The sequence below is a fragment of the Jatrophihabitans endophyticus genome (assembly GCF_900129455.1).
Lineage (GTDB): Bacteria > Actinomycetota > Actinomycetes > Mycobacteriales > Jatrophihabitantaceae > Jatrophihabitans > Jatrophihabitans endophyticus.
In genome coordinates this window covers 368,701-382,510 of record NZ_FQVU01000003.1, presented here as the reverse complement: position 1 = coordinate 382,510, position 13,810 = coordinate 368,701, and the positions used below count along the sequence as shown (strand labels likewise).

The window sequence follows — 13,810 nt, the reverse complement described above, 5'->3', positions numbered from 1 at the left end:
GCTCGCGACCGACGACGTGTCGCGGGTGCTCAGCGACGCTCTTCGCGCTGCTTGCAGGCGACGTCGAGGGTGGCGGCCGGGAAGGCCTTGAGGCGCGCCTTGGGGATCGGCTTGCCGCACCGCTCGCAGAAGCCGTAGGTGCCGGCGTCGATGCGCTCGACCGCACGCTCCATCTGCGTCATGAGGTCGAAGCGATTGGCCGCGATCGACTGCTCCTGCTCGCGCTCGAAGGTCTTGCTGCCGGCGTCGGCCTGGTCATCGCCGGCACCGTCGGTGCTGGATCGCTGCAGATCGTCGAGGTCACGCATCGACACGTCGTACGCGCTGTGCATCTCGGCCAGCTCGGCCACGAGCTGCGCGCGGACCTCGGCCAGTTCGGCCTTGGTCCAGTCCGAACCCTCGGGAACGGCGACGTCGTCGGACGGCTGCTGGGGAACTGCCTTGGTCACGGGTGCTGCTTTCTGTGGGGATTGCGGTGCCGGTGGCGCGGTGGGCGTCGACGACGCCGCGGCGCCCGTCGGGATCACCGGCGCAGCCGTCTTCACCGTTTCGCCGTCGACGGTAACCGGCACCGGCGGAGGAGTGATCTTCTCGACAGGCGCCTTCTCACCCGGCGCACGCGTCGTGGCTCGCGCGGCCGGGCCGGCCGTCGGGGCGGTGGTCTTCTTCGCCGCGGCCTGCTCGACCGGCGCGGCCGTCGTGGTAGCGGTCTTCTTCGCCGCCGCCTTCTTGACCGGGGCGGCCTTCTTAGCGGCCGCCTTCTTGACCGGGGCGGCCTTCTTTGCTGCGGCCTTCTTGACGGCAGCCTTCTTGACGGCAGCCTTCTTGACTGGCGCCGCCTTCTTGACCGGGGCGGCCCTCTTGGCGGCCGCCTTCTTCACCGCGGCCTTCTTGACGGCAGCCTTCTTGACCGGGGCGGCCTTCTTTGCTGCCGCCTTCTTGACGGGCGCCGCCTTCTTGACGGGCGCCGCCTTCTTGACGGGCGCCGCCTTCTTGACGGGCGCCGCCTTCTTGACGGGCGCCGCCTTCTTGACGGCAGCCTTCTTTGCTGCCGCCTTCTTGACGGGCGCCGCCTTCTTGACGGCGGCCTTCTTGACGGGCGCCGCCGTCTTCTTCACCGCGGCCGTCTTCGCCGCCGTCTTCCTCACCGCGGCCGTCTTCGCCGCCGCCTTCTCGACGGGGGCCGTCTTCTTCGCTGCCGCCGTCTTCACGGGCGCCTTCTTCACGGGCGCCGTCTTCACGGGCGCCTTCTTCGCGGGCGCCGTCTTCACGGGCGCCTTCTTCACCGCCGCCTTCTTCACCGCGGCCGTCTTCGCCGCCGCCTTCTTCGCCGCGGAACCGCCTGCAGCAGGGGTAGCCGTCTTCGAGCTCCCTGAACGTCCGCCCGGGCCGACGCGACGAAGTGCGCGGCCGATGCGTCCCGCTGCTGCCATGGGCACCTCTTCTCGGCCGGACGGTGCCGGCCGCTGGCGTGTCGGCCACCCCGCTGGCGACCGCAAAGGCGGTCAGGATATGAGTCGCGCCACGCCGTCGCTACTCCCCACGCCGATACCCCCGCGACCGCCGCCCGTCGACGAGGCCGCCGCGACCACGCGCTCGGTGGCTACACTCGGCGCTGCGTGGACGAGGACGAGTAGCCCGGCGACCAGCCGAGAGCGACCCGGGGACGGTGTGAGCCCGGGGGCCAGGACCGATCAGCGAAATCACCTCCGAGCACCGGAAGAACGGGTTCGTCGCCCTACGAGACGTCGCCCTACTAGACCCGGACGCACGACAACGAGTGGGCACCGCCTGGCGGGGTCAACGAGGGTGGTACCGCGGTGCGCACGCATCGTCCCTCGGGTTGCGCGACGACTCGAAGGAGCACCACCGACATGACCACCACGCCAGAGCGGCCCGGTTACCGGCCGCTCACGCCGCACGTCGACCTGCCCGCCCTCGACCGCGAGGTCATCGCCGGCTGGCGCGAGCGGACGGTCTTCGAGCGCAGCCTCGACGCCACCGCCGACGGCCCGGCCTGGACGTTCTACGAGGGCCCGCCCACGGCGAACGGCATGCCCGGCACCCACCACGTCGAGGCCCGCGTGTTCAAGGACGTCTTCCCGCGATGGCGGACGATGAAGGGCTACCACGTCCCCCGCCAGGCGGGGTGGGACTGCCACGGCCTGCCCGTCGAGCTGGCCGTCGAGAAGGAGCTCGGCTTCACCGGCAAACCCGACATCGAGAACTACGGCATCGCCGAGTTCAACGCCGCCTGCCGGGAGAACGTGCAGCGCCACGTCGACGCGTTCCTCGCCATGAGCGAGCGCATGGGCTACTGGGCCGACTACGACAACGCCTACTGGACGATGACCCCCGACTACGTCGAGTCGGTGTGGTGGGCGCTGAAGACCATCTACGACAAGGGTCTGCTCGTCGAGGACTTCCGCGTCGCGCCGTACTGCCCGCGCTGCGGGACGGGATTGAGCGACCACGAGGTCGCGCAGGGTTACGAGGACGTCACCGACCCGTCGGTCTACGTCCGTTTCCCCGTCCGCGCCGGCGGGCTCGCCGAACGCCACCCCGGCGTCGCGCTGCTCATCTGGACGACGACGCCGTGGACGCTCGTGTCGAACACCGCGGCCGCGGTGAACCCCGGCGTGGAGTACGTCGTCGCCCGAGCGGCCGACGGCGGACCCGTCGTCGTCGCGGCTGCCCTGCGCGCGAAGGTGCTCGGCGATGACGCGGAGGTGCTCGAGACCGTCGCCGGCACCGACCTGGTCGGCACCCCGTACGCGCGACCGTTCGACTGGGTGGACTTCGGCGACACCGACGCGGCCGTGCACACCGTGCTGGCCGCCGACTTCGTCACGACCGACGACGGCACGGGGGTGGTGCACGAGGCGCCGGCGTTCGGTGCCGAGGACTTTGCGCTCTGCCGCGCGAACGGCCTGCCGATCGTGAACCCGGTCGAGGCCGACGGCCACTTCGCCGCCGAGCTCCCGGTCGTCGGTGGGCAGTTCTTCAAGGACGCCGACGAGACCATCGTCCGCGAGCTGACCCAGCGCGGCTTGCTCTTCCGGCACGTCGCCTACGAGCACAGCTACCCGCACTGCTGGCGTTGCCACACACCGCTGATGTACTACGCGCTGCCGTCCTGGTACATCCGCACCACCGCCGTGAAGGACGAGCTCCTCGCCCAGAACGAGGCGACGAACTGGTTCCCGGCGACCATCAAGCACGGCCGCTACGGCGACTGGCTGGACAACAACATCGACTGGGCGCTGTCGCGCGACCGCTACTGGGGCACTCCCCTGCCCGTCTGGCGCAACGACGCCGACCCGGGCAGGGAGATCTGCGTCGGATCGCTGGCCGAACTGCAGCAGCTGTCCGGTGTCGAGCTCACCGATCCGCACCGGCCGTTCGTCGACGACGTCACCTTCACCGTCGCCGGCCAGGAGGGCACCTACCGTCGCGTGCCGCAGGTGATCGACGCCTGGTTCGACTCCGGCTCCATGCCCTTCGCGCAGTTCGGCGCGCCGTACCGCAACGCCGATGCCGCGAAGGCGGCCTACCCGGCCGACTTCATCTGCGAGGCGATCGACCAGACCCGCGGCTGGTTCTACTCGCTCATGGCGGTGGGGACGCTCGTGTTCGAGCAGTCCTCGTACCGCAACGTCGTCTGCCTCGGCCACATCCTCGCCGAGGACGGCCGCAAGATGAGCAAGCACCTGGGCAACATCCTCGAACCGATCCCGCTGATGGACCGGCACGGCGCCGACGCGCTGCGCTGGTTCATGCTGTGCAGCGGCTCGCCATGGTCGTCGCGCCGGGTGGGGCACAAGGCGTTGGAGGAGATCGCCTCGAAGGTCGTGCGGACGTACTGGTCGGTCGCCTCCTTCCAGTCCCTCTACGCGCGCGCCAACGACTGGACGCCCGGCGGGGCGACGGGTGAGCCCACCGTCCTGGACCGCTGGGCGCTGTCCGAGGTGCACCGCGTCGCCGGCGAGGTCGACGACGCCCTGGAGCGCTTCGACACCGCCCGGGCGGGCAAGGCGCTCGCCGCGTACGTCGACGACCTGTCGAACTGGTACGTGCGGCGCTCGCGCCGTCGCTTCTGGGACGGTGACGACGCTGCACTCGCCACGCTGCACGAGTGCCTCGACGTCCTCACCCGGTTGCTGGCCCCGTTCGTCCCCTTCGTCACCGAGCAGGTGTGGCAGGCCCTCTACGCCGCCACCGGCGCCGTCGACTCGGTGCACCTCGCCACCTGGCCGGAGCAGGACGCGGCCCAGGTCGACGCCACGCTGGCCGAGCAGGTCGCGCTGGTACGCCGCCTCGTCGAGCTCGGCCGCTCCGCCCGCGCCGACTCCAAGGTGAGGACGCGGCAGCCACTGGGTCAGGCACTGATCTCGGCGCCGGGGTGGGCCGCCCTGCCCGCGGGTCTGCAGGACCAGGTCCGCGACGAGCTCAACGTCGTCGAGCTCGCCGATCTCGGTGACACCGGCGAGCTCGTGCAGCTCTCGGTCAAGGCCAACTTCCGCGAGCTCGGCCGAGCGTTCGGCAAGCGGACGCAGGCGGTCGCGAACGCGATCCACGCCGCCGACGCCGACGCGTTCGTCGCGGCCTACCGGGCCGGTACGGCGAGCGTCGAGCTCGACGGCGAGACGCTGCCGATCGCCGGCGAGATGGTGGTCGTCGCCGAGACGCCGCGCTCGGGGTGGGCCGTCGCGTCGGACGGCTCGGACACCGTCGCACTCGACCTCGAGCTGACCCATGAACTGCGCCTGGCGGGGTTGTTCCGCGAGATCGTGCGCACGGTGCAGGACGCCCGCAAGAACGCCGGCCTCGACGTCACCGACCGCATCGAGCTCTGGTGGCGGGTCGGCGGGTCGCCCGACCCGGCCGAGGCGATCCGTAGGCACGCCGACCAGTTCGCTCGCGAGGTGCTCGCGACCACCCTGACCGAGGGCGAGCCGGACGAGGACGCCCACCGGGTCGAGGACGCCGAGCTCGGCCTCACCGTCTGGCTGCGCCGCGCCGCAACCTGACGCCTTCCTCGGCGAGTTGGTTGATCAACAGGCCTGTTGATCAACCAACTCGCCGAGGAAGTGGGACTGTCGCTACCGCTGGCACAGCGAGCAGGGCAGGAAGCCGTCGTCGACGGCGGCCTGCTCCGGCATCGGCCGCGCTGCGCGTCCCTTGATGATCAGGCAGTCCTGCTGGTGGTAGCGGGGGCGGCCCTCGACCACCCAGACCTGCGAGTCGCCGCGCGTGGCCGGGGCCGGCTCCGACTGCACCGCAGGCGCCGGCTCGGGCTCCGGTTCCAGCTGCGCGGCCGGTTCCGCCGGCGCGGTCGCGGTCGTCACCGGCACGGCCGGGACACCCGGCGCGACGGGAGTGACGGCCAGGGGCGCGCCGTCGGGCTGGCAGGCCGGGCACGGCGCGAAGCCGTCCTCGAGCGCCTGGTCGCGCGGGATCGACTCCTCCTCGAGCCCCAAGAGCCGCGCGCAACCGGCGCGGTGGAAGTCGGGGTGACCGTCGACGACGAGGACGTCGGCGGCCGCGTCGTCGGCCGCGTCGTCAACCGGCGCGTCGGCGACGAGGGCGATCCCCGCATCGGGCTCCGCCGCGGGCGGTACGGCGCGCTCCGCGTCGGGCTCGCCGCCCGGAGCCGCGGGGGGGTGCCCGACCGTTACCGTGTCACCGGGGCCGGCACCCTCGGGCCGGCACACCGAGCACGGCGCGAAACCGTCCTCGACCGCCTGCTCGTGCGGAACCGTCTCCTCGGGCAGGCCGGCCAGCGCCGCACACCCGGGCAGGTGGTAGTCCGGCAGACCGTCGACGACGACGACGTCGCGTGCCGCCGGCTCCTCGGGGCGGCACACCGAGCACGGCGCGAAACCGTCCTCGACCGCCTGCTCGTGCGGGACCGGCTCGTGATCGAGCGCCGCGATCGCCGAGCAGTTCTCGCGGTGGTAGTCGGGGAAGCCGTCGACGACCCACACCTGGCGACCGGCCGCGTCGCCGCCGCCGGCAGCGGCAACGCTCGCCGTTCCGCTACCAGCCGCCGCACCACGGTCGTCGTCGTCACGGTCGTCGTCACCACGGTCGTCGGCGGCAACATCGCCGCCCCCGTCGACGGCGTGCAGGGCGGGCTCGGCGTCCTCCGGACGGCACACCGCGCAGGGCGTGAAGCCGTCCTCGACCGCCTGCTCGCGCGGGACGGCCTCGTCGCTGTGGTCGGCGAGCCGGGCGCAGCCGTCGCGGTGGTAGTCCGGGAAGCCGTCGGCCACCCAGACCAGGTCGTCGTCGCGGCCGGGCCGGTCGCCGGCGCCGGTGTCGTCGGGCCGGTCCGTCGCCGCCGGGGGCGGGGTCGTCGGCGCGACCCCGCGGGTGGCGTCCGGGTTGCACACCACGCAGGGCTGGAAGCCGTCCTCGACGGCCTGCGAGTACGGGACCGGCTCGGCGTCGAGACCGCCGAGCTCGCCGCAGCCCTCGACGTGGTACTCCGGATAGCCGTCGGCCACCCAGACCTGGGCGTCCGCCCCGGTCCCGGCGTCCTTGGCCAGGCTCACCGCGGCCGGCGCGGCCTGCTGCCCGGCCTCGGAGCCGTCCGGGGCACTGGGCGTGCAGACGCCGCACGCGGCGAAGCCGTCCGCCAGCGCCTGGGACCGCGGGATGGCGATCGTGGTCTCGTCGCGCAGCCGCGGGCAGCCGACGCGGTGGTAGTCCGGCTTGCCGTCGACGACCACGACGTCGTCGTCGGTACCGCCGGCCACACCACCGTCGGCCGCGCCACCGCCGGCCGCATCGACGGCGGCATCACCGCTCACGGCGGACGATCCCGCCCGTCGCGACGACCGGTCGGCGCCTGCCCGGGACGCCTTGGCCGCACGCCGCTCGGCCTTGTCCTGCCGCTTCGCGGTGCGCCTGCGCTGCAGGACGAGATACGAGCGGACGAGCACCGCCGCGGCGAGGACGCTCGCCACGAGTGAGGCGATCAACCACGCGGCCTGGCCGGTGACGACCCCCACGATGACGCAGGCGACCGCCACGACGAGTAGGCCGATGAGCAGCATCGAGAGTCACTCCCACAGTCCGGGGCGGGCGGCGTCATCGGGAACGTACCCGAGGGCACCGCGAGGTGACGGGCCGGCGGCACAGACGCCGCCGCCGCAGCACCCGGGACGGGCGCTGCGGCGGACGGGACGTGCGTGGTGCCGGGACGGCGGGACGGTCAGCCCTGCTGGGCGTCGACCATGTCGCCGCTGCTCGCGGGCTCGGCCTTGCCGCTCGCGTCGAGGTCGCGCAGCTGCGACTCGAGGTAGCTCTTGAGCCGGGTCCGGTACTCGCGCTCGAAGGTGCGCAGCTCCTCCAGGCGCCGCTCCAGCGCGCTCTTGCGCTGCTCGAGCTGGTTGGAGATCGCCGTGGCGCGCTGCTCGGCCTCCTGGACCGTCTGCTGGGCGCGGGCCGAGCTCTCCTCGTCCAGCTGCTTGGCGCGGGTCTCGGCGTCGGAGATCTGGCGGGTCGAACGCTCGTTGGCGTCGTCGACCGTGGTCTTCGCCGTCGACTGCGCGTCGCCGACGAGCCGCTCGGCCTCGGCCTTGGCCTGCGCGAGGTGCTGGTCGGCGGTCTGCTGCGCCAGCGCGAGCATCTGCACCGCCTGCTGGGTGTGGTCCGACGGCGCCGGGGCGGCCTGCTCGGCCGGCTGCGCCTGCTGCGGCTGCTCGGCGGCGTTCTGCTGCGCCTCGGCCGCGGCCTGCTGCGCCTCGGCGGCCTGGGCCTGCGCCTGCTCGAGCTGCCCGCGGTTCTCGTTGAGCTGCTGCTCGAGCTGCGAGATCTGCTGCTGCAGCTGCACGACCTGCTGCTGGGCGCCGTTCTTGCCCTGGTTGAGGGCGCGCTCCAGCTCGCCGACGCGGTTCTGCAGTCGGCCGTTCTCCTCGCGGGCGCGGTTGGCGTCCTCACGCGCGGCGTCGAGCTCGGCCGGGTCGGCGCCGCCGCCCTGCTGGGCCGGGGCCGGCTGCTGCCCCGAGCCGCCGCGGGCTCGCAGGTCGTTGTTCTCCTCGATCAGGCGGGCGAGCTCGACCTCGACGATGTCGAGGAACGCGTCGACCTCTTCCTCGTCGTAACCCCGCTTGCCGATCGGCGGTTTCTTGAAGGCGACGTTGTGAACTTCGGCGGGAGTCAGCGGCATTCGGTCACCTCATGTGCTTGTCGCGAGCCGATCGCGATCGCTGGTCGTGGTGCGGTGCGGGACGTGGGCCGCGCGGGTTTGCGCGGTACTGCGTTGGAGCGGTGTGACGGCGTTCCGGTCGATCCTAGGCAGGCCGTTCGGACGGTCGTCGCGGGGCACTTCGTCGGGCGGTTCAGCAGGTCACTCGGTGGGGCGGTCACGCGAACGTCAGGGCAACCAGTCGCGCGACGATCAGCACGATCAACAGGATGATGACGCTCAAGTCGAGGCTTACAGTACCGAGCTGGAGCGGCGGGACCAATCGGCGTAGCAGTCGGATCGGTGGATCGGTCGCCGAGTAGACCAGTTCCACGCCGATCGCCGCGGTGCCCGCCGGGCGCCAGGACCGCGCGAACTGCCGCACCCACTCGACGACGACGCGCGCCAGGACGAGCAGGATGTAGACCCACAGGGCATAGCCGACGACGCCCCAGAGCAGCGCCATCGCACGTGTCCTTCCGTCGGGTGCGCCTCGGGCGCACCGCCTGCGCCGTCAACGCGGCCACCGGTGACCGGACAACGGCCCGGCACCGTCAATGGTGCCAGGCCGTCGCCGGACGTTCGTCATCGCGGACCGGGTGACCGGATCAGCTCTGGTTGAAGAAGCCGTTCTCGATGCGCTGCTTGTCCTGGGCGGTCACGCTCACGTTGTGCGGGCTGAGCAGGAACACCTTGGCGGTGACCCGCTCGATGCGCCCGTGCAGGCCGAAGGTGAGCCCGGCGGCGAAGTCGACGAGTCGTTTCGCGTCCGCGTCGTCCATCTCGGACAGGTTCATGATCACCGGCGTGCTCTTGCGGAAGTGCTCGCCGATGGTGCGCGCCTCGTTGTACGTGCGCGGATGCAGCGCGGTGATCTGGTACGACGGGCCGGCGAAGTCGTCGGCGTAGCCGACCTGGGCGTCGTCGTAGTCGCCCGCGTCGCGGAAGTCGCGCTGCTCACGGTGGTCACGGTCGAGCTCGCGCGAGTACTCGGCGTGGGTCTCGCGCCCGTAGCGCGGCTCGGCGTGGTCGTCGCGACGAGCCGGCGCCCGCTCGGCCGCCTGCCCGTAGCCGTCGGCGTCGGCGTACTCGTCGTCCTCGACGAGACCGAGATAGACGCCCATACGGTGCATCGCTCCGGGCATTGGTCCTCCTGGTGAACCGTGACACTGACTTGAGTCGGATCGGACGCTAGCCGAAAACGGGGTCCCGACGGCCGAGCAACGCCGAGCCGACACGCACATGTGTCGCCCCGTGCCGCACCGCTGCGTCGAGGTCGTCGCTCATGCCGGCCGAGAGCGCGTCCGCCCGCGGGTGGTCGGCCCGCACACCGGCCGCCAGCTCGGCCAGCCGTGCGAACGCACGCTGCGGGTCCTCCCCGCGCGGCGGGACGGCCATGAGGCCACGCAGGCGAAGCTGCGGGCGGGCGGCGACGGCGTCGACCAGCTCGGCGAGACCGGCCTGCGGCACCCCGCCGCGCTGCGGGTCGCCGTCCAGGCTCACCTGGACGAAGACGTGCAGCGGCTCGTCACGTCCCCCCGCGGCGTCGACGGCGTCGGCGAGGGCGCGGACGAGCTTCGGGCGGTCGAGCGAGTGCACGGCATGGGCGTAGGAGACGACGCTGCGGGCCTTGTTGGACTGCAGCTGGCCGACGACGTGCCAGCGCAGGGCGGCCGGATCGACGCCGAGGTCGCCGAGCTCGGCGATCTTCGCGCGCGCCTCCTGGTCCTTGCTCTCCCCGACGTCGTGGACGCCGAGGCGGGCCAGCACGGCGACGTCGCTCGCGGGGCGCGTCTTGGTCACCGCGACGAGGGTCACCGACTGCGGGTCGCGCCCCGCGTCCTGGCACGCGCGCGCGATCCGGGCGCGGACCGCGCCGAGGGCGCCGACGATCTCGGCATCACGCTCGCCGCCGTGCGGGGTCACGGTGCTGCGCCACCTGTCGTTGCTCGGGTCGGCGGTGCGCGGGCGCACCGCCGACGATCAGGACTTGAGGAAGTCGGGCACGTCGAGGTCGTCGTCGAGGTCGAGCGAGCCGCGGCGCGCGCCGTTGGCCGCCGCCGCGGCGGACGGGATCTCGGCCCGGGTGGCCTCGGCGGGCGCCTGGTACGGCGTCGTCGGGGCCTCGGCCTGCACCGCGCTCGATCCGCCGCCCGAGCGGTTCTGCGCCGCCGGCTCCCGCCGGATGTCGACCTTCTTGTAGGGCAGCTGGCCCGAGTCGAAGCCCGCGGCGATCACCGTCACCTTGACCTCGTCGCCCAGGGTGTCGTCGATGACGGCACCGAAGATGATGTTGGCGTCCGGGTGCGCGGCCTCGGCGACCAGCGTGGCCGCCTCGTTGATCTCGAACAGGCCGAGGTCGGAGCCGCCGTAGATCGACAGCAGCACGCCGTGCGCGCCGTCCATGCTGGCCTCGAGCAGCGGGCTGGCGATGGCGATCTCGGCCGCCTGCCGGGCCCGGTTGTCGCCGCGGGCGGCGCCGATGCCCATGAGGGCGGACCCGGCCCCGCTCATGACCGACTTGACGTCGGCGAAGTCGAGGTTGATCAGCCCCGGCGTGGTGATCAGGTCGGTGATGCCCTGGACGCCGGAGAGCAGCACCTGGTCGGCGCTGCGGAAGGCGTCCATGACCGAGACGTTGTGCTCGCTGATCTGCAGCAGCCGGTCGTTCGGGATGACGATGAGGGTGTCGCACTCGTTGCGCAGCGCGTCGATGCCCTCGTCGGCCTGGTTGGCACGCTTCTTGCCCTCGAAGCTGAACGGCCGGGTGACGACGCCGATCGTCAGCGCGCCGAGCTTGCGGGCGATGCTCGCGATGACCGGCGCGCCGCCGGTGCCGGTGCCGCCGCCCTCGCCGGCGGTCACGAACACCATGTCGGCACCCTTGAGGACCTCCTCGATCTCGTCGCGGTGGTCCTCGGCGGCCTTGCGGCCGACGTCGGGCTGCGCACCGGCGCCGAGGCCGCGGGTGAGCTCGCGACCGACGTCGAGCTTGACGTCGGCGTCGCTCATCAGCAGCGCCTGCGCGTCGGTGTTGACCGCGATGAACTCGACGCCCTTGAGGCCGACCTCGATCATCCGGTTGACGGCGTTCACGCCACCGCCGCCGACACCGACGACCTTGATGACCGCGAGGTAGTTGTGCGGTGCTGTCATGGCTTTCGCTCCTGTGCTTGCTGGCGGGTGTGCGGTGAGTGCGGTATTAGATTCCGGGCCTGAACCCTCACCCTCAAGTACACGGTTATAGTTATGTCAACCTAGGGTGTTGGGACCGAAGTTAGATCGCACCCCTGCGGATCGCGCGCAGGCGCGCCGTGCGACACGCCGGCCCAGCGGATTTTCGCGATCTTCGCCGCGGCACCGGTCGCCCGACACGGGCAGCGTAGGAAGATCCGCGCCGGCGGACGGCGCAGGTCGCCGCGACTCAGCGGGTGTAAGGCCGGTCGGGGTCGGTGACGTCGACGACCGAGGGGCGCGGGTGCTTGCGCTGGCGCAGGACGTCTGCGACACGCGCCTTGGTCGCGCTGCGCTCCTCGCTCCCCCACCGCACCAGCACGCCGTCGCGCAGGACGAGCGTGATCGCGTCGGGGTCGAGCGCCTCGATCGACTTGGTCCGCGCGCGCAGGTCGGCCGGCAACGACGCGGCGACGGTCGCCACCGCGCTCCCGGTCGTGTGTCGCGCGGAACCGGACGGGACGACGAGCTGCGGCAGCCCGGGCGCCTTGTCGACGCCGAGGTACTGCTCGCCGCCGCGGTCGACGAGGATGCGCCGCCCCGCGATCGTCACGTAGCCGACCGCGACGCGCTCGGTGACGGTGACGACGACGGTGGACGGGAAGGAGGTGCTGACCCGGGCGGACTCCACCTGCGGCAGGGTCTCGACCCGCGCGGCGATGGCGGCGGTGTCGACCCGCACCACCGGCTGGCCGTAGTCGACGTCGGCGGCCCGCTCGACGTCGGCCGTGGTGAGCGCGCGCACGCCGTGCACCGTGACCGTCCGCACGCCGAACACCGGCGAGAACGCGACGAGCCAGGTGGCGAAGGCCGCGAACACGACCAGCAGGGCGACGATCAGCGCGACGCGCCGCCGCCGGCGCGGCGCGGGTTCCGCGGGCAGCGACGCGAACCCGCCCGGGCCGCCGGCACCGGCACGCCGGATCTCGGTCGCGGTCACGTGGTCGCGTCCAGCCGGGCCGCGCACGCGTCGCGGATGCCGTCGCACAGCAGGTACACGTTGCCGATGCCCATCGTCACGACGAGGTCGCCGGGGCGGGCGAGCTCGGCGACCCGCTCGGGGACCGCCTCGTAGCGGGGTTCGTAGACGACGTGCCCGAGCGGCAGGTCGACGAGGTCGCTGATGGTGGCGCCGGTGACGCCGGGGATCGGTTCCTCGCGGGCCGGGAAGATGTCGAGAACGACCGCGGTGTCGGCCGTCGCCAGGGCGTCGGCGAACTCGCGGGCGAAGGTCTGCGTGCGGCTGTACGTGCCGGGCTGGAAGACGGCGACGAGGCGGCCGCCCCCGGCCAGTGCCTGCCGCGCGGCGGCGAGGGACGCGGCGATCTCGGTCGGGTGATGGGCGTAGTCGTCGTAGACGCGGACGCCACCCCCCTCCCCGTGCGACTCGAAGCGGCGGCGAACGCCGGCGAACCCGGCCCAGGCACCGGCCGCGGTCGTCACGTCGAGGCCGAGATCGGCGGCGAGGGTGAGAGCCGCGGTGGCGTTCAGCGCCATGTGCTCGCCGATGAGGGAGCCGACGCGTACCCGCCGCTGCCCCAGCAGCGGGCCGGTGACGGTGAACTCGACGGCGTCGGCGCGCGTGACGATGTCGCTGACCCGCTCGTCGGCGGTCGCGCTCGTGCCGTACGTGTGCACCCGGCGGCCGGTGCTCCGGGCGTACTCGCCGACGCGGACGGCGCCGGGGTCGTCGGCGCAGACGAGCACGATGCCGGCCGGGTCGATGCGGTCCACGAACAGCTCGAAGGCGGCGAAGATGCCCTCGAGGTTGCCGTGGTTCTCCAGGTGGTCGGCCTCGACGTTCGTGACGACGGCCGCGGCGGGCCGCGTCAGCAGGAACGACCCGTCGCTCTCGTCGGCCTCCACGACCGCGACCGGCCCGTTGCCGAGGTGGGCGTTCTTGCCGGTCTCGTACAGGTTGCCGCCGATGGCGAAGGACGGGTCGACGCCGCACGCCTGGGCCGCGACCACGAGCAGCGAGGTCGTGGACGTCTTGCCGTGGGTGCCGGCGACCGCGACGCTGCGCTTGTCCTCGAGCGCGGCGGCGAGGGCCGCGGCCCTGCGCAGGAAGTGCTTGCCGGCCGAGCGGGCCGCGGCGGCCGCGCGGAACTCCTCGTGCTTGGGGTTGATCGCGGTCGTGTAGACGAAGGTGTCGGCGTCGTCCAGGTGCGACGGCGAGTGCCCGATGCGGACGTCGGCGCCCAGCGCCCGCAGGCCCTTGACGGTGATCGACTCGCGCGCCTCGCAGCCGCTGACGGGCACGCCGCGTTCGAGCAGGATGCGCGCCAGCGCGCTCATGCCCGACCCGGCGATGCCCATGATGTGGACGCGGCCGAGATCGGCGAGCGGTGGGATGACGTCGGTGGCGGCGCTCCGGACGAG

The 13,810-nt window shown here is 72.6% G+C and carries 10 protein-coding genes; 1 reads left to right on the top strand and 9 read right to left on the bottom strand.

Translation table 11 applies throughout. From position 1 onward, the window contains the following. Window positions 1–29: 29 nt before the first annotated feature. On the bottom strand, window positions 30–1,433 hold the full coding sequence (locus BUE29_RS22830) for a TraR/DksA family transcriptional regulator (protein WP_143168148.1): 1,404 nt from the start codon (window positions 1,431–1,433) through the stop codon (window positions 30–32). 441 nt (window positions 1,434–1,874) lie between these two features. Here BUE29_RS22830 and ileS point away from each other — a divergent pair, with 441 nt between their 5' ends. After that, complete coding sequence (gene ileS, locus BUE29_RS11915; RefSeq protein ID WP_073390481.1) at window positions 1,875–5,030, top strand: isoleucine--tRNA ligase; 3,156 nt, start codon at window positions 1,875–1,877, stop codon at window positions 5,028–5,030. 72 nt (window positions 5,031–5,102) lie between these two features. Here ileS and BUE29_RS11910 read toward each other — a convergent pair whose 3' ends face one another. The 8 genes from BUE29_RS11910 to murC all read right to left on the bottom strand — a co-directional run bounded on the left by BUE29_RS11910 (window position 5,103) and on the right by murC (window position 13,747). Continuing rightward, the gene (locus BUE29_RS11910; protein ID WP_073390478.1) at window positions 5,103–7,061 is read right to left on the bottom strand and encodes a hypothetical protein; all 1,959 of its coding nucleotides are present in this window, start codon (window positions 7,059–7,061) and stop codon (window positions 5,103–5,105) included. Window positions 7,062–7,219: 158 nt separating this feature from the next. After that, window positions 7,220–8,176: a DivIVA domain-containing protein gene (locus tag BUE29_RS11905; protein ID WP_073390475.1), complete on the bottom strand. Its 957-nt coding sequence runs from the start codon at window positions 8,174–8,176 to the stop codon at window positions 7,220–7,222. A 196-nt stretch (window positions 8,177–8,372) separates the two neighbouring features. Next, on the bottom strand, window positions 8,373–8,660 hold the full coding sequence (locus BUE29_RS11900; protein WP_073390472.1) for a YggT family protein: 288 nt from the start codon (window positions 8,658–8,660) through the stop codon (window positions 8,373–8,375). Between the two features lie 142 nt (window positions 8,661–8,802). Beyond that, window positions 8,803–9,339 carry a cell division protein SepF gene (locus BUE29_RS23410; protein ID WP_073390469.1) on the bottom strand — a complete coding sequence of 179 codons (537 nt, stop codon included), beginning with the start codon at window positions 9,337–9,339 and terminating at the stop codon, window positions 8,803–8,805. 46 nt (window positions 9,340–9,385) lie between these two features. Beyond that, entirely contained in the window at window positions 9,386–10,120 is a 735-nt protein-coding gene (locus BUE29_RS11890) for a YggS family pyridoxal phosphate-dependent enzyme (protein WP_073391117.1), read from the bottom strand. Between the two features lie 57 nt (window positions 10,121–10,177). Beyond that, the gene (gene ftsZ / locus BUE29_RS11885; protein ID WP_073390466.1) at window positions 10,178–11,350 is read right to left on the bottom strand and encodes a cell division protein FtsZ; all 1,173 of its coding nucleotides are present in this window, start codon (window positions 11,348–11,350) and stop codon (window positions 10,178–10,180) included. Window positions 11,351–11,618: 268 nt separating this feature from the next. After that, window positions 11,619–12,368, bottom strand: coding sequence for a cell division protein FtsQ/DivIB (locus BUE29_RS11880; RefSeq protein ID WP_159440868.1), 750 nt, complete (start codon window positions 12,366–12,368; stop codon window positions 11,619–11,621). Continuing rightward, complete coding sequence (murC, locus tag BUE29_RS11875; RefSeq protein ID WP_084181091.1) at window positions 12,365–13,747, bottom strand: UDP-N-acetylmuramate--L-alanine ligase; 1,383 nt, start codon at window positions 13,745–13,747, stop codon at window positions 12,365–12,367. The genes BUE29_RS11880 and murC overlap by 4 nt, the downstream gene beginning before the upstream one ends. Window positions 13,748–13,810: the final 63 nt, after the last annotated feature.